General features: G+C 64.4%; 18 protein-coding genes. 14 read left to right on the forward strand and 4 right to left on the reverse strand.

The genetic code is table 11. The annotated features are described in order from the left end of the window. Positions 1-30 precede the first annotated feature (30 nt). Both V1286_RS06430 and V1286_RS06435 read right to left on the reverse strand, forming a co-directional pair. On the reverse strand, positions 31-480 hold the full coding sequence (locus tag V1286_RS06430) for a flavin reductase family protein (RefSeq protein WP_334478337.1): 450 nt from the start codon (positions 478-480) through the stop codon (positions 31-33). Positions 481-577: 97 nt separating this feature from the next. Further along, complete coding sequence (locus V1286_RS06435) at positions 578-1,669, reverse strand: LLM class flavin-dependent oxidoreductase (protein ID WP_334478338.1); 1,092 nt, start codon at positions 1,667-1,669, stop codon at positions 578-580. 119 nt (positions 1,670-1,788) lie between these two features. On the opposite strand from V1286_RS06435, the gene V1286_RS06440 reads away from it, so the two are divergent. Then, the gene (locus V1286_RS06440; RefSeq protein ID WP_334478340.1) at positions 1,789-2,706 is read left to right on the forward strand and encodes a LysR family transcriptional regulator; all 918 of its coding nucleotides are present in this window, start codon (positions 1,789-1,791) and stop codon (positions 2,704-2,706) included. Positions 2,707-2,717: 11 nt separating this feature from the next. Here V1286_RS06440 and V1286_RS06445 read toward each other — a convergent pair whose 3' ends face one another. Next, complete coding sequence (locus tag V1286_RS06445; RefSeq protein ID WP_334478342.1) at positions 2,718-3,602, reverse strand: SMP-30/gluconolactonase/LRE family protein; 885 nt, start codon at positions 3,600-3,602, stop codon at positions 2,718-2,720. A 105-nt stretch (positions 3,603-3,707) separates the two neighbouring features. On the opposite strand from V1286_RS06445, the gene V1286_RS06450 reads away from it, so the two are divergent. Then, positions 3,708-4,382: a TetR/AcrR family transcriptional regulator gene (locus tag V1286_RS06450; protein ID WP_334478344.1), complete on the forward strand. Its 675-nt coding sequence runs from the start codon at positions 3,708-3,710 to the stop codon at positions 4,380-4,382. A gap of 21 nt (positions 4,383-4,403) precedes the next feature. On the opposite strand, the gene V1286_RS06455 is transcribed toward V1286_RS06450, so the two are convergent. Further along, positions 4,404-5,384 (reverse strand): Bug family tripartite tricarboxylate transporter substrate binding protein, encoded by a 981-nt coding sequence (locus tag V1286_RS06455; RefSeq protein WP_334478346.1) that lies wholly within the window; start codon positions 5,382-5,384, stop codon positions 4,404-4,406. Between the two features lie 176 nt (positions 5,385-5,560). Between V1286_RS06455 and V1286_RS06460 the strand changes: the two genes are divergently transcribed. From V1286_RS06460 to V1286_RS06515, 12 genes are all read left to right on the forward strand, one after another. Further along, positions 5,561-6,331 carry an enoyl-CoA hydratase/isomerase family protein gene (locus V1286_RS06460; RefSeq protein ID WP_334478348.1) on the forward strand — a complete coding sequence of 257 codons (771 nt, stop codon included), beginning with the start codon at positions 5,561-5,563 and terminating at the stop codon, positions 6,329-6,331. 1 nt (position 6,332) lies between these two features. Further along, positions 6,333-8,465, forward strand: coding sequence for an acetate--CoA ligase family protein (locus tag V1286_RS06465; RefSeq protein WP_334478350.1), 2,133 nt, complete (start codon positions 6,333-6,335; stop codon positions 8,463-8,465). A gap of 68 nt (positions 8,466-8,533) precedes the next feature. Then, a complete protein-coding gene (locus V1286_RS06470; RefSeq protein ID WP_334478351.1) occupies positions 8,534-9,751 on the forward strand; it encodes an ABC transporter substrate-binding protein in 1,218 nt (405 codons plus the stop codon). Positions 9,752-9,807: 56 nt separating this feature from the next. Next, on the forward strand, positions 9,808-11,019 hold the full coding sequence (locus V1286_RS06475) for an acyl-CoA dehydrogenase (protein ID WP_334478353.1): 1,212 nt from the start codon (positions 9,808-9,810) through the stop codon (positions 11,017-11,019). Next, positions 11,016-11,795 (forward strand): SDR family NAD(P)-dependent oxidoreductase, encoded by a 780-nt coding sequence (locus V1286_RS06480; RefSeq protein WP_334478354.1) that lies wholly within the window; start codon positions 11,016-11,018, stop codon positions 11,793-11,795. The genes V1286_RS06475 and V1286_RS06480 overlap by 4 nt, the downstream gene beginning before the upstream one ends. A gap of 22 nt (positions 11,796-11,817) precedes the next feature. Continuing rightward, positions 11,818-12,849, forward strand: coding sequence for an acyl-CoA dehydrogenase family protein (locus V1286_RS06485; RefSeq protein WP_334478356.1), 1,032 nt, complete (start codon positions 11,818-11,820; stop codon positions 12,847-12,849). 12 nt (positions 12,850-12,861) lie between these two features. Next, a complete protein-coding gene (locus V1286_RS06490) occupies positions 12,862-13,635 on the forward strand; it encodes an SDR family NAD(P)-dependent oxidoreductase (RefSeq protein ID WP_334478357.1) in 774 nt (257 codons plus the stop codon). Between the two features lie 13 nt (positions 13,636-13,648). Continuing rightward, positions 13,649-14,464 carry a carboxymuconolactone decarboxylase family protein gene (locus tag V1286_RS06495; protein ID WP_334478358.1) on the forward strand — a complete coding sequence of 272 codons (816 nt, stop codon included), beginning with the start codon at positions 13,649-13,651 and terminating at the stop codon, positions 14,462-14,464. Beyond that, positions 14,461-14,928 carry a tripartite tricarboxylate transporter TctB family protein gene (locus tag V1286_RS06500; protein ID WP_334478359.1) on the forward strand — a complete coding sequence of 156 codons (468 nt, stop codon included), beginning with the start codon at positions 14,461-14,463 and terminating at the stop codon, positions 14,926-14,928. The genes V1286_RS06495 and V1286_RS06500 overlap by 4 nt, the downstream gene beginning before the upstream one ends. A 12-nt stretch (positions 14,929-14,940) precedes the next feature. Continuing rightward, positions 14,941-16,440 (forward strand): tripartite tricarboxylate transporter permease, encoded by a 1,500-nt coding sequence (locus V1286_RS06505; RefSeq protein ID WP_334478360.1) that lies wholly within the window; start codon positions 14,941-14,943, stop codon positions 16,438-16,440. A gap of 22 nt (positions 16,441-16,462) precedes the next feature. Beyond that, on the forward strand, positions 16,463-17,617 hold the full coding sequence (locus V1286_RS06510; RefSeq protein WP_334478362.1) for an acyl-CoA dehydrogenase family protein: 1,155 nt from the start codon (positions 16,463-16,465) through the stop codon (positions 17,615-17,617). Positions 17,618-17,653: 36 nt separating this feature from the next. Beyond that, on the forward strand, positions 17,654-18,850 hold the full coding sequence (locus V1286_RS06515; protein ID WP_334478363.1) for a CaiB/BaiF CoA transferase family protein: 1,197 nt from the start codon (positions 17,654-17,656) through the stop codon (positions 18,848-18,850). Positions 18,851-19,601 lie beyond the last annotated feature (751 nt).

Below are 19,601 nucleotides of genomic sequence, written 5' to 3' on the forward strand. Positions count from 1 at the left end.
CGACAATGCAGGGCTCGACACCGTCAAAGGCTACGCTTGGGGCAAGGCTCGCAGCGCACCCTGAAAATTGACCAGAGGATCGCCGTTGCCGCCGCGTGTGGCCACGATCCTGCCGATGAAGAGACCGTGCGTGCCGACCAATTGGTGATGGTGCAGCACGCATTCCAGCATGCCGATCGCCGGTTCGAGCAGCGGCACGTCGAGAACGCCTTGCTGCCACCGCGCCGTTGCGAAGCGCTCGACGCCCTTGGCGCCGCCGGCGAAACGCAGCGCCAGATCTTCCTGCCCCCGGCCGAGGAGGCTGACACCGAAGCGCCCATTGGCGAGAATCGCGGCGTGCGTTTCCGAGCTCGAATTGACGCCAACGAGCAGGCAGGGTGGATCCATGCAAAGCGACGTGACCGAGCTGACGGTCAGTCCGCGCCGCGTCGTTTCTGTTCCCGTTGCCACGATCGCCACGCCGCTCGCCAGATTGCGCATGGCGAGCCGGAATTCGGCAGCTTCGACAGAGCGGAAATCGCGCATTTGAGCGATCTGACATCCCATGACGTCCCTCCGGGCTTGCGCTGGTGCTGGACTATGCCGAGACCACCTCGCTCGCGGTCTTGCCGCGTCCGGCGCGGCCGGATCTCAGCTCCTTCCGGATCGCCGGGATGATCTTGCTGCCCCACAGCTCGATCTGGCGCAGCATCGTGCGCTGATCGAAATCGCCGAGCTGGGTTTGAAGCGCGATGTGCGACGGCTTGAGAATGCTGATCTCTTCCAGCATGCGGTCGATCACCTGATTGACACTGCCGACGGGCAGGTTGCTCCGCATCGTCTCCAGGCTCATGTCGTTCGGTCCGGCTTCTTCCTTGATCAGATAGCCGTCATCGCTCTGGGCGCGCCGGAACTTCAGGCTTTCCGAGAGGCGGCGCTGGAAGCGCGCATTGTCGAGGTAGGAGGTGATCTCGCTGTCGTTGTCGCTGGCATAGGCGCAGCGCAGGAAGCCGAAGCGCGTGTCGTCGATGGACCGGCCTTCCTTGGCTGCGATTCCCTCGAGACGTTCGCGCAGCGCCTTGATGGCATCGAGGCCATTCAGCAGCGCGGTGACGAACAGATTATGGTTGTCGCGAATGGCACGGCCGAGCGTTTCGCCATGGCCGGACGTGACCCAGATCGGCGGCATCGGTGTCTGCACCGTGCGCACGGCGATCGCGGTCGGCGGCATCTTCAGGTGCTCGCCCGAATAGGAGAAGATGCGCTCGCGCATGCCGGCCTGGAGCACGTCGTAGAACTCGGCGAACAGCGCATGCGAATGGTCGAGGTCGACGCCGAAGCGGTCGAACTCGAATTTCTGATAGCCCGAGCCGATGCCGAGATCGAGGCGGCCGTTCGAGACCGTGTCGACAAAGCCGATCTCGCCGAGCAGCCGCGCCGGATTGTACAGCGGCAGCACGCAGACCGCCGAGCCGAGACGGATGCGCTTGGTCAGGCCGGCGCAATGCGCGACCATCATCAGCGGCGAGGGGCAGAGGCTGTAGTTGTTGAAATGGTGCTCGGCATACCACGCCGTATCGAAGCCGGCTCGCTCGGCCGCGACCGTCTGCTCGACGGCATTGTTGATGACCTGCTGCGAGCTCTGATGATAGCCGCGCTGCTGCGCCAGAATGAATACGCCGAATTCCATCGGTTGCTTCCTCCACCTCTCGGTCGCTCTTGCGATGCGTTCTCAGCAGGTTAGGGGCTTGAGGTTTTTCGAACAATTGACGTAATCTGAGCATGTCCTTTGCAGAATCTGAAAAGATCATGAACCGCCTCCAGGCCATGGAATTGTTCGTTAGCGCCGTCCGCGAGGGCAGCTTCTCGGCGGCCGGGCGCCGCGTCGGGCTCTCGCCGGCGTCCGTGTCGCGTTATATCGGCGAGCTCGAGACGCAGCTCGGCGTGCAACTCCTCAACCGGAGCACGCGCCATCTCGGATTGACCGATGCCGGCAAGATCTTCTTCCAGCGGACCGAGCAGGTGCTGCACGGTATCGAGGATGCCAAAGCCGCCGCGCTTTCGCTCCAGACCGCGCCGCGCGGAACACTGCGGGTGCACTCGCGGACGCTGTTCGGCATCAAGGTGCTCTCGCCGCTGATCCCGGGCTTTCAGAAGCTCTATCCGGAGCTGAAGGTGGAGCTGCGCCTGTCCGAACGGCGCGCCCAGCTTCGCGAGGACGAGTTCGACGTCGATTTCCAGATCGCGGCGCCGAAGGATCCCGGTCTGATGCAGCGGAGGCTGCTGCGGAGCGAGCGGATTCTGGTGGCCTCGCCGGACTATGTCGGCCGGATGCCGAAATTGAGCGAGCCGGAGGACATCACGCGCCACAACTGCCTGACCTATTGGATGGGCCCCGACGACGTGGTCTGGAAGTTCATGCGCAGGAACAGGCTGCGCGAGATCGTCGTGCCGTCGTCCCTCAGTAGCAACAACGGCGTGGTCCTGTGCGAGCTCGCCGTCACCGGGCACGGCATCGCCCTGCTGGACGACTACACCGTCACGGAGGAGCTCACGAGCGGACGTCTGGTCCGTCTGCTGCCGGATTTCCGGGTGACGAACTCCAGCTTCGACGAAGGGATCTATGCGGCGTTTCTCCAGAGCAGCTACCTGCCGGAAAAGATCAGGGTCTTCATCGACTACATGGCGGAGAACGTGCCGAAGCAGATCAAGAGATCGGCGCAGTAGCCGAGGGGTCTCTAGTCCGATGCAAACCTGTGCGCCGGCAGCCCGCGTGCGCCGAGGCCTTCGACGGCGAACAAGCCTCCCGCATCGGGGTGGTCGTCGGCGAGGGCGTGGCTGCGCGAGATTGACGTCACGTAGAGAACATCGAGATCGGGCCCGCCGAAAGTCACGCTGGTCGGATGACGGATCGGCATGTCGATCGTTCGCGCGATGGTCCCGTCTGACGCAAACTGCGCGATCTTGCCGATGCGCACGAGGACCGACCAGAGGTATCCCTCCGCATCGATCGTTGCCCCGTCGCAGCCGGACTGCTGCGCCTCGGTGTCGACGAAGACGCGCTTGTTCAGAAGCGGGCCATCCTGGCTGTAGTCGTAAGCCCAGATGATCCGCCTGGCGCTGTCCGCGAGATAGAACGTCTCTCCGTCCGGGCTGAAGCACGGTCCGTTGCTCACGGCAAGGTCCGTCTCGAGCAGATCCAGCCCGCCTGATGCGTCCAGGCGATAGAGACCGCCGAGCGGCATCTCGTCCAGAGCGCGGTCGCCGTGCATCGTGCCTGCCAGGAAGCGGCCGTAGGGATCGACCTTGCCGTCGTTCAGCCGCACCTTCGGATGGTCGAGCCCAATCGACGGACCATCGGTCAGTGCGCGCCTGTCGAAATCGTAGTGCGCAAATCGGTTGCGCAGGGCGATGACCGCGCCGCCGTCGCTTCGCAGGGCGATCGAACCGATCGGCGCGGGCAAGCTGAACTGCTCGGCCGCGCGGGTGACGGGATCGAGCGTGCGGATCAATCCGGCCAGCGCGTCGATCCAATAGAGGCGCTGCCGGCGTTCGTCCCACACCGGGCTCTCGCCGAGCTGGTCCTTTGTCGCGCCGATGCGCGTGATCCGGACCGCGCTCATGGCTGCTCGCAATGGAATCGCCGGGCTTGACCGATCGGTCGGTGAAAAACTAGTTTCATTCTAAAGGCTCTCGATTGCCACACTGACGAATGGATTGCGGACCTCATGACTGAACTGTCGACGATGAAGGATGGCGTTGCGAACCAGGCCGAGGCCTCGGACCGCGTGCTTCAGATCCTCGCCGAGGCCGGACGGCTGTTCGCCAGCAAGGGATTCGAGGGAACCTCGATGCGCGACATCGCGCTCGCCTGCGGCATCTCCAAGTCGCTGCTCTATCATCATTTCTCCAACAAGGACGAGATCTACGCGCGGGTTGCGGTCGGCTCGACGCTCGAGCTCTATCTGTTCGTGCGCGACCGCATTCCCGACGGGCCGCCGTCGCAGAAGATCCGCGCCTTCATGGTCGCGACAGCGGAATATTTCCGCCGCTACCGCTGGGCCTGGATTGCCTCCACAACCGCCTTCTGGAACGATCCCGACCGGCACCGGCACAAGGAACGACTGACGCGCCGCGACCGCTTCGAGAATTTTCTGCGCGGCTTGATCCAGGAAGCCATCGATGCCGGCGAGATCCGCAAGGTCGATGTTCCCATGACCGGCCGGCTGATCCTGTCTTCGCTCAACTGGATGCATCGGTGGTACAATCCCAACAAGTCCGCAACGCCGGAGCAGATCGCGGAGATCTTCTTCGACATGATCTTCAACGGCCTGCGAAGCGGCAAGCTTGTCGAGCTTCCCGGAGAGGAGCCGCCCAAGGCAGGCCGGCGCAAGTCGCGCTGACCGGCGCGCGGCGGCCGCGTCTCATTCCAATACGATGTTCTGCGCCTTGATCACCGGTCCCCAGAGCGCGGCGTCCTTGGTCAATTGGGCGTCGAGCCGCTCCGGTCCGCCGATATCGACCATCAGGCCGTCGGTCTCGAGCTGCTTTGCGATCTCGGGCTTCTGCATCGCGGCGTTCGCGGCCGCATTCAACCGGGCGATGACTTCACGCGGCGTGCCCGCCGGTGCGTGCAGCGCGGTCCAGAACGAAGCCGTCAGGTCCGGATAGCCGGATTCGGACAGCGTCGGGATGTCGGGGAGATTTGCCATACGTTTCTCCGAGGACACCGCAAGGATGCGAAGCTGGCCGCTGCGCGCGTGCTCGATGACGGCCGCGGGCGTCGCAAAGTTGAGATCGCATTCTCCCGACAGCGTCTCCACGATCGAGGCCGGATTGTTGCGATAGGCGACCTCAGTGACGGCAAATCCCATCGACTTGCCCATCATGATGCCGAACAGATGCGTGACGCTGCCCGGGCCGAGCGTGGCGTAGAACAGCGGTTTGTCGCGCCCCTTGGCATAGGAGACGAAGCTCTTCACGTCGGTGGCGGGTGTCTTCGCATTCACGGTCAGCGACAGCGGCCCGTTGCAGAGCATGGCCACCGAGGCGAAGTTCTCGAGCTTGTAGGGCAGGGCCTTGCGCAACAGCACGTTCAGCGAGATCGGGCCGGTGCCGCCGGCGAGCAGGACCGATCCGTCCTTCGGCGCGCGCGCTACATATTGCGATCCGACGATGCCGTTGGCGCCCGGCTTGTTGTCGACCAGGACCGGCTGGTCCAGGTTTTCCGCCATCGCTTTCGCGATCGAGCGCATCAGGCTGTCGATGGAGCCGCCCGGCGCGTAGGGCACGATGATGAAGACCGTTTGCGACGAGCGCGCCCTGACGATTGCAGGCGCCCCAAACGGGGCGGCGAGGGCGCCGGCGATCAAGGTTGCCGCTTGGCGGCGGCTGATCCTGGGCATCGAAGTCCTCCTCTGGGTCATTCTTGCTTGCCTTGAACCTACTGGCTGACCGATCGGTCGGTCAATAGGAGATCGACAGCGTATTGCAAGTCACCGTGGTTGATGTTATCAGCGCAGAAAGCTGACCGATCGGTCAGGAATGCAGGCAATACGAATGGAAGCTCAAGGAGGAAGCCATGTCAGGAGATATCGTCACCCTCGAAGTGTCCGATCACATCGCGCTGGCGACGCTGAACCGTCCTCCCGTGAACGCGCTCGATCGCGCCATGCGCGAGCGCATCGTTGCCGTATTCGACGAGATATCTGAGCGCGCCGACGTCCGGGTCGCGATCCTCACCGGTGCCGGAAAGGTGTTTTGCAGCGGTGCGGATCTGAAGGATCGTCCGGACCCGGCAAAGATCGGCGCGTTTCACAGCCACAACCGGATCACGCGCGAGACCGGCAACTGCATCCGCGAATGCTCGAAGCCGGTGATCGCGGCGATCAACGGCGTTGCGCTCGGCGCAGGCGTCGGCCTGATGGCCTCCTGCGACATCTTCTACGCCTGCGAGGAGGCCGTGTTCGGCATGCCCGAGATTAATGTCGGGCTCGCCGGTGGTGCGGCCATGCTGAACACGTTGTTCGGCCGCTCGCTGATGCGTCGCATGTTCTTCACCGGCTATCGCGTGCCGGCCGCCGAGCTCTATCGCCTCGGCATCATCGAAGCATGCACGACCAAGGAGAACCTGCTTCCCGAAGCGATGAAGATCGCAAGAGAGATCGCCTCAAAGAGCCCGATTGCGGTGGAATACGCCAAGAACGCGGCGAACATGGTCGAGCTGATGCCGCCGCGCGATGCCTATCGTTTCGAGCAGAACATCACGATGGCATTGTCCAAGACCGAGGACGCCAAGGAAGCGCGGATGGCGTTCCTCGAGAAGCGCACGCCGGTGTTCAAGGGGCGCTGAGATGCGGCCGGGAGAAGGTCTCGACGCGCTGATGTCGCCGCGGTCGATCGCGATCATCGGCGCCTCGCAGGAGGCGACCAAGATCGGCGGCCGGCCGGTCGACCTGTTGCGCCGCCACGGCTATGCCGGCCGCATCTATCCGGTCAATCCCAAGGCCGCGACGGTGCAGGGACTGCAGGCCTATGCCTCTGTCGCCGACCTGCCGGAGGCGCCGGATCTCGCGATCGTCGCAGTCGATGCGGAGCGCGCGAGCGAGGCGGTGGAACAGTGCGCCGCTCGCGGCGTCCGCAGCGTCGTCGTGTTCTCCTCCGGCTTTGCCGAGCTCGGCGAGCAGGGCCGCGCGATGCAGGAGCGGCTGCGGCTGGCCGCGCGCCGGACCGGCATGCGCGTGCTCGGCCCGAACTGCCTCGGCGCGGTTAGCGTCGCCGAGAAGAGCATCGCGACGTTCTCGATCGTGCTCGAGCACAGCATGCCCGCCGCGGGCTTGCTCGGTATCGTCTCGCAGAGCGGCAATCTCGGCAGCTACACCATGCGCCTCGCCAGCGAGCGCGGCATCGGCGTCAGCCGCTTCATCACGACGGGCAACGAGTGCGACATCGACATCGCCGATGGCATCGCCTGGCTGGCACGTGATCCCGCCACCAAGGTGATCCTGTGCTGCCTCGAAGCCTGCCGCGATGCGGGCCGTCTGATCTCGGCGCTTGAGGAGGCGCGCGGTGCCGGCAAGCCCGTCATCGCGATGAAGATCGGGACGTCGGCGGCAGGTCAGGCCGCCGCGGCCTCGCACACCGGCGCGATGGCGGGATCGGACGCGGTGTTCGACGCGCTGTTTGCCCGGTGCGGCGCGGTGCGCGTTCGCAGCATCGATGAGCTCATCGATCTCGGCCACGCCGCATCGATCCTGCTGCCGGACCGGCTGCCGAAAGGCCCTGATATCGCGATCCTCACGGCGTCGGGCGGCTTCGGCGTGTTGATCGCGGATGCAGCGCAGGCCGTCGGACTGTCGCTGCCCGAGCTTGGTGAGGAGACGCAACGAAAGATTCTGGAGCTTGTGCCGTTCGCGTCGGCCCGCAATCCGGTCGATGCCACCGCGCAGATGTCGAGCCGACCCGATCTCCTGGAGAAGATCATGTCCGCCGTCGTGGCCGACGAGCGCGCCGACACGGTGATCCTGCCGCTGCCGTTCTCGCTGCATCTGCCGCGCCTGCGCTCCATCTACATGGACACGCTGCGCAACATCCGCGCGCAATTCCCCCACCGTCCGATCATCCTGTGCGTCGACGGCCCGGAGGATGCGCTGACCGAGCTGCACGCGCTGGGCTTTCCAACGATCGCCAACTTCGACGGCTGTTGCGCAACCGTCGCCGCGCTGGTGCGGTTGCAGGCCGCGGCAAAACGTCCACAAGACATGCCGGCTGCGGTCCAGCGGGCAGAACCGCTTGCCGCCGACGCCTTCCGCCATGAGCTTGGCGCCAAGCGCGCGCTTGCCGACGCCGGTGTTCCGATCCTGGCCGAACGTCTCGTGCAGGACGCGGACGCTGCGGTGCGTGCCGCCACCGAGATCGGATATCCGGTGGCGTTGAAGATCGCGTCGCCGGATCTGCCGCACAAGACGGAGGTGGGCGGCGTGGCCGTAGGCGTGGGTTCGGAAGCTGACGTCCGGCGCGCCTATGGCCAGATGCTCGATCGCGTCGCTACCAAGGCGCCGCACGCGGCGATCGATGGCGTGATCGTGGCGCCGATGGCCAAGGGCGTCGCCGAACTGATCCTCGGCAGCCGCATCGATCCAGTGTTCGGGCCGGTGGTGATGGTCGGTCTCGGCGGCATCTTCGCGGAAATCCTCCACGACTCCGCCGTGCAGATGGCGCCGGTCAGCGAGACGCAGGCCATGGCGATGCTGAGATCGCTCAAGGCGTTCGCAGTGCTGGACGGTGCGCGCGGCCGGCCGCGTGCCGACCTCGCAGCCGCGGCCCGGGCCGTTGCCGCGTTGTCGCGCTTTGCCGCCGCGCATGCCGATACGGTTGCGGAGATCGACGTCAATCCGATGCTGCTGCGAGGGGAGGGCGAGGGGGCCGTGGCGCTCGACGCGCTGCTGATCCCGCACGGCAAGACTCCCGTCCAGGGGCATCACTGAACTCAAACCACAAGAGGCCGCAGAAGCCGGCCCAGAGGAAACGCGGAAAGCAAAAGCAGGAGGAAACGGTGAAGAGATCGACGGTCACTGCGCTCGGCATGATTGCCCTGCTGCTCACGAATGCGCCGCTGTCCGCGCAGGGTATCTCCGGCGACGTCGTCAAGATCGGCATCATGAACGACCAGAACGGTCCCTATGCCGACAATTGCGGCCTCGGCTCGGTCGCTGCCGCCAAGCTCGCAGTCGGCGATTTCGGCGGAAGGGTCAACGGCAAGAAGATCGAGCTCGTGATCGCCGATGATCAGAACAAGCCCGATATCGGCGTCGCCATCGCATTGCGCTGGGTCGACAATGAAGGCGTCGACGCCATCGTTGGCTGCTCGGCTTCGTCGATCGCGCTGGCCGTGCAGGACATCATGAAGAACCGCAAGAAGCCGTACATGCTGGCGGGCACGGCGGGCTCGTTCTTCACCAACGACAAATGCTCGCCCATGACCACGCAGTGGGTGGTCGACACCCATGCTCAGCCGAAGGCCACGGTGAAGGCTCTGCTCGCCCAGGGCATCGACAGCTGGTTTTTCCTGACGGTCGATTACGCCTTCGGCAAGGCCTGGCAGGCGGATGCGACGAAGTTCATCGAGGCGGGCGGCGGCAAGGTGGTCGGCTCCGTGCTGCATCCGCTCAACTCCTCGGATCTCTCCTCGTTCCTGCTGACGGCACAGGCCAGCGGCGCCAAGGCGATTGCGCTCGCCAATTCGGGGGCGGATTTCGCCAATGCGATCAAGCAGGCACAGGAGTTCGGGCTGACCAGGAAGCAACTGCTCGTTCCGCTCGGCCTCATGATCAGCCAGACGCATGGCATCGGTCTTAAGGATCTGCAGAACGTGCGGCTGACGACGCCGTTCTACTGGGACATGACGCCGGACAGCCGTGCCTTTGCCAAGCGCTATGCCGAAGCGACGAACGGTCAGCTTCTCAACGAGGCCAAGGCGGCCACCTACAGCGCCATCACGCACTACCTCAAGGCGGTTGCCGCCGCCGGCTCCGACGATGGCGATGCCGTGATGCGGCAGATGAAGAACACGCAGGTCAACGATTTCGAGATGAAGAACGTCGCGATCAGGGCTGACGGCCAGGTGATGCGTCCGCTCTATGTCGCGCGGATCAAGGCTCCGGCCGAGTCCAAATACACCTACGACTATTACGAGATCATCGGCACGATCGCGCCCGAGGACGCGTGGCGGCCGGCATCGGAGAGCGCCTGCGATCTTCTCAAGTCGCAGTAGGGAACAGGCAGTCGGGTCGGCATGCCGGCCCGCATGGTGAAGGCGGGAAACGGGCGATGAGTGTACTTGAAGCGGTATCGACGCAAGCAGTCGCGGGCGAGAGCCTGACGGGTGAAGTCTATCGCGATGCGATGCGTCGCTGGCTGCATGCCAACCTGCCTGCCAGCTTCCGCAGCGACAGCGCCGCATTCGCGCCGCCCACGCTCCAGCAATCTGTCGCCTGGGAGGCGGCGATGTATCGCGCCGGCCTGACGGGGATCACCTGGCCGCAGGCCTATGGTGGGCATGGCCGCTCCTTGCGCGAACATCTCATCGCCAATCAGGAGATCGGCGCGCTGGCCATGCCGGAAAGCGTCAATTCGATCGGCAAGGAGCTCGCCGGCCCCATCATCCTTGCGGTCGGCACCGAGGAGCAGAAGCGGCGTTTCCTGCCTGCGATCCTCGATATGCGCAACGTCTGGTGCCAGGGATTTTCCGAGCCTGAGGCGGGCTCCGACCTTGCCGGGCTTCGCACCCGCGCCACGCAAAGCGGTGACGATTGGCGGATCAACGGCCAGAAGATCTGGACCAGCGGCGCATACCGTGCCCAGCGCTGTCTCGTGCTCGCACGCACCGGGCCGCTGGAGGATCGCCATCGCGGCCTTGCCATGTTCGCAGTGCCGCTCGATGCGAAGGGCGTGCGCGTGCGGACCATCAAGTCGATCGACGGCCGCGAGAGCTTTTGCGAGGTCTTCTTCGACGAAGTCGAGGTCGCACAGCTGGATGCCATCGGTGCGCCCGACGAGGGCTGGGCCGCGGCCATCCGCGTGCTGGAGATCGAGCGGGCAACCAACCGCATGTACCGCGCCTGGCGCTTTGAGAACGAGCTGCGGCATCTGATTTCGGCCTGCAAGACCGACCCGGTACTGTCTTCGATGATGGCGGATCGGCACTACGCAAGCCGGCTAGGCGAAGTCGTGGTCGAGATCGAGGTATTGAAAGCGCATGTCGAGACCGCGGTCGAGGCGCTCGTTAATGGCGACAAGATCGGGGCGCGCGGCAGCCTGGCGAAGCTGTATTGGAGCGAATCCCATCAGCGCTTTGCGGCGCTCGCGATCGAGCTGCTCTCACAGGCGTCGCTGCCGCATAACCCGGCGATCAAGGTGGCGCGGCGGCGGTTCGAAGCCATCTACCTCCAGGCACGTGCTGAGACGATCTATGCCGGAACGACCGAGATCCAGCTCGGCATTATCGCAGACCGGATCCTCCAACTCTCGAGGGGCAAGTGACAGCGTCCGAGGGCCAGAGCCAAGCGGGCTTGCTGAAGGATCTCCTCGTCGTGGTGACGGGAGCGGGCCAAGGAATCGGGCGCGCCATCGCGTTGGGCGTGGCTGCTGCCGGGGCGAGGGTGGTCGTCACGGATCTGCGACAGAACCGGGCGGACTCCATTGCGCGTGAGATACGGCACCGAGGCAGCGAGGCCATCGCCTGTTCGCTCGACGTGACCAATGCCTCGGCGTGCGCAAACGTGGCGCAGCGCGTGGACGAGGCGTTCGGCTCCACGGACGTCGTCGTCAACAATGCCGGAATCATCATCCGGGAGCCGATCGACAGCCTGCGGGCCCACGAGAATTGGCGCCAGGTCTTCGACGTCAACGTCAATGGCACCTTCAACGTGGTTCATGCCTTCATTCCCGCGCTACGCAAGTCGCGGGGCTGCATCATCAACGTGGCGTCCGTTGCGGCCTTTGGCGGCATGAATGGTGCGCTTGGCTATTCGTCGTCCAAGGGTGCGGTGAGGCTGTTCACGCAGGCGCTTGCCCGCGATCTCGCGCCTGATGGTATCAGGGTCAATGCCGTCGCGCCCGGCATCATCGCGACCGAGATGAGCGAGAGCACGCGCGACAATCCGGCCAGGCTGTCCGGTCTGATGGTGCGCACGCCTTTGAAGCGTGTGGGACAACCTGACGAGATCGCAGGGCCGGTGATCTTTCTCGCCTCCGCGATGGCGTCCTATGTCACCGGCGTCATCCTGCCCGTCGACGGCGGATATCTCGCTCAGTGAGCAGCAGTTTTCGAAGAGGACAATGATGACCATTGCCAGTGAAGGACTTCAGCCCGACGAGTTCGCGGCAACCGCGGCACGCGCCGTGACGGCATGTGCCGGCTTGGACGTGCGCGAACAGGCGCAAAACCTCGCCGGTGATGGTCTGCTCGGCGTGGTCGCGGATGAGGAGGTCGGTGGACTTGCTCTGCCGCTCGGCTTCGCGGTGCCGGTGATCGCCGCCGCTCATGCGGGATTGCTCGGATTTCCGCTGCTGGAGACCGTTCTCGTCGGTCGCCTGCTCCAGTCTTCGCTGCCCCGTCTGGCCGCCGCGATCGTTTCCGGCGAGAAACTGGTGACGATCGCTTGGCAGGGCGAGGCCCTCGCCGAGCAGGCGAGCGGATCCCTGGTGCTGAGCAGCACCGTGGCGCGCGCGCCCTGCGCCGCGAAGGTCGACTACGTCCTGGTGCGGATGGAGACGGGCGCAGCGGCACTAATCCCAACCGATGCCGAAGGTGTCATGATGGAGGGTGCGGCCGGCCTCGACCTGACGGTGCCGGAGCATGTGATGCGACTGGAGAAGGTCGAAGTTCCGGTGGGCTCGATACTGCCGGCGAACACATGGGACATGCTCAGCTCGGACGCCAACGTGCTCCGTGCCGCCGCCATCCTGGGATCTGCCGAAGCGTGCCTGTCGCTCGCGCAGGAGCACGCCTCGACACGGCGCCAGTTCGGTCACGCATTGTCCTACAACCAGGCCATCCGTCATGCATTGGCGCGGCAGAAACTGGGACTCGAGAGCATTCGCCATGCGATCACCCGGAGCCTGTCCGGCGATGGTGGTCCGGTGCAGCGCGATGCGGCGTTCCTGGCAGCAGCGACCTATGGCAGCTCGATCAGCGAGGGCGCATTGCAGATCCATGGCGGCATGGGTTTCACATGGGACGTCCCCGTGCATCGCCATCTGCGCCGTATCCGCACGCTGCAAGCGCAGGGTGATGCCAGCGGGCTGATCAGCGCGTTCGGCCGCCGTTACGTATCGGAAGTTGCTCCATTCGCCGAGGCAGGAGCTTGAAGGAGATTTGCCATGACCGAGACCAGGGATCAGACGCTCGCCGGCCGCGTTGCACTCGTCACCGGCGCTGGCAACGGCATCGGCCGCGCAACGGCGCTGAAGCTCGCCGCGCGCGGCGCGATCGTCGGCGTCAATGATCTGAAGCCGGAATTCGTCAGCGGCACGGTGGACGCGATCAAGGCGTCCGGCGGCAACGCGATTGCCGTCACGCAGGACGTATCCAGTCGCGACGGCATGCGGCAGGCGGTGCTTGGATTGGCCGAGCAACAGGGGCGCTTTGATGTCCTCGTCAACAACGCGGCCTGGGTCCGCTATCAGTCGGTTGCCGACATCGCTCCGGAAACTGTCGAGCGCATGCTCAACATCGGCTTCAAGGCGGTGATGTGGGGTATCCAGGCCGCCGCGGAGGTCATGGATGCGGAACGCGGCGGCGCCATCGTCAACGTCGCTTCGGTGGCCGGCCTGATCTCGGCCAAGAACAGCATCGTCTATAGCGGCATCAAGGCCGGCGTCATGGGCATCACGCGGGCCGCTGCGGCCGAACTCGGGGCGCGCAACATCCGCGTCAACGCGGTGGCGCCCTCGGCGATTCCGACCGAAGGCACGATGCGCAACCGCAACGCCGAGCTCGACGCGCGCCGAATCGCGCGGACGCCGCTGGGGCGGCTCGGCACGGTCGACGACATCGCAAAGGCAATCTGTTTCCTGGCCAGCGACGAGAGCGGGTTCATCTCGGCGCAGGTGCTCACCGTCGATGGCGGGATCACCCTGACGAACATTGCCTGATGGTGGAAGCGCGATGGCCCAACTGACGCCGGAACAGCAGGAACTGAAGGACGCCTATATCAAGGCCCGCGGCTACTGGCGGCCGTGGACGGAAGGCCTGCTGCGCTTCGATCCCACATTTCTCCAGACCTATGGCAAATATGCGGGCTATTCCGCGGAGATGGGACCGCTGTCTGCCAAGATGCGGGAGCTGATCTACGTTGCGCTCGATGGCTCCGCGACGCATCTATTCCGCTCCGGCCTCGCGCTGCACCTGCGCCTTGCGCTTGAAGAGGGGGCCACGGCGCAGGAGATCGTCGACGTCTTCCGTCTCGCGACGGTCCAGGGGCTGGACGGCTGCCACATCGGCATCGGCATCCTCGCGGAGGAATTGGCAGACGCGGGCCTCGCGGTCGATCCCCCCGACCTCACGAAAGAGCAGCGCGCGCTGCGGGATGCCTATGTCGCGCAGTTTGGCGATTGGCCCGACTTCTGCGAGCAATGGCTGCGGCGCGATCCCGGCTATTTCGCCGCCCTGCTGGATCTCCTCGCGGACCGGCACGAAGGAGGCGGTCTCGACCAGCGCTCGCAATGCCTGATTTCGATTGCACTGAACGCCTGTTTCACGGCGCTCAATCCGCCGGGGCTGCGGGTGCAGATCAAGCGGGCCTTGCGGCTCGGCATCGACCAACGTGAGATCCTTCAGGTTCTCCAGATGACCGCCCATCTCGGCGTTCATGCCTGTGCCATCGGCGTGCCGGTTCTGATGGACGTCCTCGACGAGCGGGCCGCAGAGGGCGGTGCAGGCCAGGACGGGAGACGACCGAACGAGGAAGGAGCAAGGGAATGAAAGGATTGGCCATTCGCAATCAGAGGGCCTTTGCCTGCGGCGCTCTGTTTCTTGCCTTTGCAATCTTCTTCTTCGTGACGGCGCTGTCGTATCCCGCCGGCACGGTCGCGCGAATGGGGCCAGGCTATTTCCCGCGCCTGCTCGCAATTGTGCTGGCCGCCATCGGTCTCGTCGTGATCCTCGGTGCCATGAAATCCAGTGCGGAGCCGCAGGCGCTGCGCAAGTGGGACCTCAAGGGGCTCGCCTGGGTGACCGGATCCGTGGTCCTGTTCGGCGCCCTGCTGTTTCCGCTGGGCCTCATCGGCGCACTGTTCGTCCTGATCATGGTGTCGAGCCGGGCCAGTCACGAGTTCACCTGGATCGGAGCACTGACGAATGCGGCCGTGCTCATCGCGCTGTGCCTTGCCGTCTTCGTCTATGGCCTCGGGCTGCAACTGCCCGTCTGGCCGTCTCTCTTCAACTGAACGAGCCGACCGATGGATCTCTTCCACAATCTGGCTATTGGCTTTGCGACGGCAGCCCAGCCTGCCAACCTGCTCTACGCCTTCTTCGGATGTCTGCTGGGCACGCTCATCGGCGTGCTTCCCGGCCTTGGCCCGCTCGCGACCATCGCGATGCTGTTGCCGATCACCTACGCGCTGCCGCCGGATGCCGCGCTGATCATGCTCGCCGGAATCTATTACGGCGCGCAGTATGGCGGCTCGACCACGGCTATCGTCGTCAATCTGCCCGGCGAGTCCTCCTCGGTCGTGACCACGATCGACGGTTATCAGATGGCCAAGCAGGGTCGCGCCGGCGTCGCGCTCGCCACCGCCGCGATCGGCTCGTTCTTTGCCGGATGCGTGGCGACGCTTGCCATTGCGGCCCTTGCGGGCCCGCTGACGGCGACTGCCCTGCTGTTCGGCCCCAAGGAATTCTTCGCGCTGATGATCCTGGGCTTGATCCTGGCCTCGGTGCTGTCCAGCGGTCCGTTTATCGAAGGCATCGGCATGGTCGTGCTCGGCATGCTCCTGAGCCTCGTCGGCACTGACCTCAACAGCGGCAGCCAGCGCTTTGCCTTCGGCGTTCCCCAGCTGTTCGACGGTCTCGATTTCGTGCCGCTGGCGATGGGCATCTTCGGCTTTGCTGAGATCGTCAAAAATCTCGAGCAGGACGACAAGCTGTCGCTGGTCACCCAGAAGATCACCAATCTGTTTCCGACCCGGGACGATTTCCGCCGGATGGTGCCGGCGATGTTGCGCGGCACCACGCTCGGCACGCTTCTGGGAGTCCTGCCGGGCGGCGGCGCGGTGCTGTCGTCCTTTGCCTCCTATACGCTCGAAAAGAAGCTGTCGCGGCATCCCGAGCAGTTCGGCAAGGGCGCGATTGAGGGCGTCGCTGGTCCGGAGTCCGCGAACAACGCCGGCGCCCAGACCTCGTTCATTCCGTTGCTGACGTTAGGGGTTCCCTCCAACGTCGTGATGGCCCTGATGGTCGGCGCCATGAACATCCACAACATCCATCCCGGTCCCGAGGTGATGACCAAGAACCCGACCCTGTTCTGGGGCCTGATCGCCTCGATGTGGATCGGCAATCTGATGCTGCTGGTCCTCAATCTTCCGCTGGTCGGGTTGTGGGTGAAGCTGCTCACCATTCCCTACCGTTATCTGTTCCCCGCGATCATGGTGTTCTGCTCGATCGGCGTCTACTCCATCAACAGCGGAACCTTCGAAGTCTACGAAGCCGCGGTGTTCTGCGTGTTCGGGTACGTCCTGATCAAGCTGCAACTGCCGGCGGCGCCGCTGCTCCTGGGCCTGGTTCTGGGCCCTGCGATCGAGGAGAACTTCCGCCGCGCCATGGTGCTGTCGCGCGGCGACGTCACCGCGCTGCTGACGTCGCCGCTCTCGGCGAGCCTGCTCGCCGCAGCCGCCATCGCCGTCCTCCTGATCATGCTGCCCACGATCCGTGCGCGGCGCGAGGAGGCGCTCCAGGAATGAGATGCATCGGAAGGCTGTTGCCATGATCCGTGAACCTGCCGCCTTCGAAGCGCTGCTCGACCGTGTCCGCCGGTTTGTCCGCGACGTCGCCATTCCCGCCGAGGCGCGCGTCGAAAGCTGCGACGAGGTCCCAGCGGACATCGTCGCTGCCATGCGCGCCGAAGGCTTCTTCGGCTGGAGTATCCCGGAGGCGTATGGCGGGGCCGGGCTGACCACGGAGGAACTGGTTCTGGCGGCGTTCGAGTTGTCGCAATGTTCGGTCGCCTTTCGCGCCCGCGTCGGCACCAATACCGGCATCGGCTCGGAGGGCATCGTCGCCGACGGCACCGAGCAGCAGAAGCAGACCTACCTGCCGCGCCTTGCCAGCGGCGAATGGACCGGCTGCCTCGCCGTGACCGAGCCTGACGCCGGCTCGGAAGCCTCGAACGTGCGGACTGCCGCGCTTCGCGACGGCGATCATTACGTTCTCGACGGCGAGAAGTGCTTCATTACCAATGCGCCCTTGGCTGATGTCTTCACTGTCACGGCGCGCACCGATCCGCAGTCGAAGGGCGTTTCGGGCGTCTCCGCCTTCATCGTCGAGCGCGGCAGCGCCGGCCTTGCGACCGGCGCGCCGTATCGCAAGATGGGGCAGGCAGGTTCGCCCGTCAGCGCGGTCTGCTTCAACCAGTGCCGGGTGCCCGCGGCCAATCTGATCGGCGGCCGGGAAGGCGCGGGCTTCAAGACCATCATGAAGGTGCTGAACAAGCAGCGCATTCATCTGGCCGCCCTGTCGACGGGGCCGGCGATCCGGATGCTCGACATGGCCATCCGTCACACCAGCAGCCGCGTCCAGTTCGGTGAGCCGGTTGCGAACTACCAGCTCGTCCAGGCGATGATCGCCGATTGCCGCACGGAAATCTTTGCGGCGCAATCGATGATCCTTGAGACCGCGCGCAAGCGCGACCGCGGCGAAGACATCGCCCTGGAAGCGTCGATGTGCAAGTATTTCGCGACGGAGATGTGCGGTCGCGTGGCCGATCGCTGCGTTCAGATGTTCGGCGGCGCCGGCTACATCGCCGACCTCTCGTCGATCGAGCGCTGGTACAGGGACGTCCGCCTCTTCCGTCTCTATGAGGGCACCAGCCAGATTCACCAGCTCAACATCGCGCGTCTGCTGCTGCGAGACGTGGCGTGAGCCGTCGACAAAGTTCAATCTGCTCGAGGAAATGAAATGAGTGGGCCGCTTGAAGGATTGAAGGTCCTGGACATCGCCACGATCGTTGCTGCGCCCTTTGCGGCAACGCTGCTGGCGGACTACGGCGCAGACGTGCTCAAGATCGAGATGCCGGGGCAGGGCGACGGGGTGAGAGCCTTTCCGCCCTTCAAGGACGGCAAGCCGTTGTGGTGGAAGAGCGTGAACCGTAACAAGAAGTTAGCCACCCTCGACCTCCGCAAGCCGGAAGGCGTCGACTTGTTCAAGCGAATGTTGCCGCATTTCGACGTGCTGATCGAGAATTTCCGCCCCGGAACGCTCGACCGCTGGGGACTTTCGAAGGAGGTGCTGTGGCAGATCCAGCCGCGCCTCGTCATCCTACGCGCGACCGCCTTCGGCCAGGATGGACCGTATCGCGACAGGCCGGGTTTCGCGCGCATCTTCGAGGCGATGGGTGGGCTCACCTACATCACCGGCGAAGCCGACGGTCAGCCCATGCATCCCGGCTATCCGATCGGAGACGCGATCGGCGGATTGTTCGGCGCGGTCGGCGTGCTCACGGCGCTGTGGAAGCGGGCAAGAGATCCGAACGCTCCCGGCGAGGAGATCGATCTGGCGCTGACCGAGGCGGTCTTCCGGCTGCTCGACGTCCTGCCCATCGAGTTCGACCAGTTGGGGGACGTGCGCGGCCGCATTGGAAACGGCAACGCCTATTCCGCACCGGCGGCCGTGTATCGAACCAAGGATGATCGCTGGGTCACCCTGGCGGGCTCGACCAACGCACTGTTTGCGGCGAATTGCCGGGCGATCGGCAGGCCGGATCTGGTCGAGGACCCGCGCTTCTCCAACAACGCGAGGCGCGTCGGCCATTCAGCAGCGTTGAACGCGATCTTCTCGCAATGGTGCGCCTGCCATACGCTCGACGAAGTGCTCGCCGCCTTTACGGCCGAGGAGGGCACATTGGCGCCCATCTACGCGATCGATCAGATCGCCGCCGATCCGCAAGCCAAAGCGCGCGAGATGATTACCCGTGTTCCCGATCGGGATTTCGGCTCGGTCGCCATGGCTAATATCGTGCCTCGTTTCTCGGTTGACCGCACGCAGTTGAGCGGATCAGCCGGCGACGTAGGCGAGGACAATCACGAGATCTACCAGCGCTGGCTCGGGCTTTCAGACCACGAGATCGAACGCCTCACGCAGCTGAAGGTCATCTGACGCCCGCGAGGGTCTGTCGCGGCCTCCCGAGCAGATGCGACGTCGTCTCACTTCACGAGTCCTCTAGGATATGGTCTCGAAGCAAAGGTGCTCGATCGACGGAGCGAATGTTTTGTTTCTGACGTGAGGACATGGATCGGTAGAGGCCGAACGTGACGCCATCATGCTATCGCACGCCCCGCAGTAACCCACGGAGTAACGGGTGTAGAGACTTTGGCCGAAAACTTCGATTGGCTGGCCTATTGATCGCTCCTCGCCGAAACTGAAGTGCCCTGTTGTGCCCCAAGTTTTTTTGGGCACACAGTAAGGGAACTAATCCAGCAAGCGATTGAAAAGAAAGATCTAGGTGGACGCACAAGGGATCGAACCTTGGACCTCTCCCGTGAAAAGCCGCCGCATCATCGCGACGGCTTCTGGTAACGCTCTTGGCAAGATCAGGCGGCAAGTTTGGTGCCGATCTCGCCAGCGTGATTTTCGGCGCCATCCGACGAAGGATGGATTGGACCGGGACATCTCGAAAAGCAAAGCATTATCACCACTTAAGCGTCGCCGCCCGGCGCGATACTGTGCCAAATGCTGTACCGTCCGACTGACGCGTTCTCCTTAGCGGACAGAGTTTCGGCTTCTAGGGGCGTTCGGTGGTCGCAGAGAGTTGTTGTCGTATCTACGGTTTGAGCTTGCAGTGAACCTCACGTGGTAGAGTGGAAGCGCTTTCTGCAGAGGTTGGTAGCGCTCCCCCGCTACTATTGCC

This window comes from Bradyrhizobium algeriense, from assembly GCF_036924595.1.
Classification (GTDB): domain Bacteria; phylum Pseudomonadota; class Alphaproteobacteria; order Rhizobiales; family Xanthobacteraceae; genus Bradyrhizobium; species Bradyrhizobium algeriense.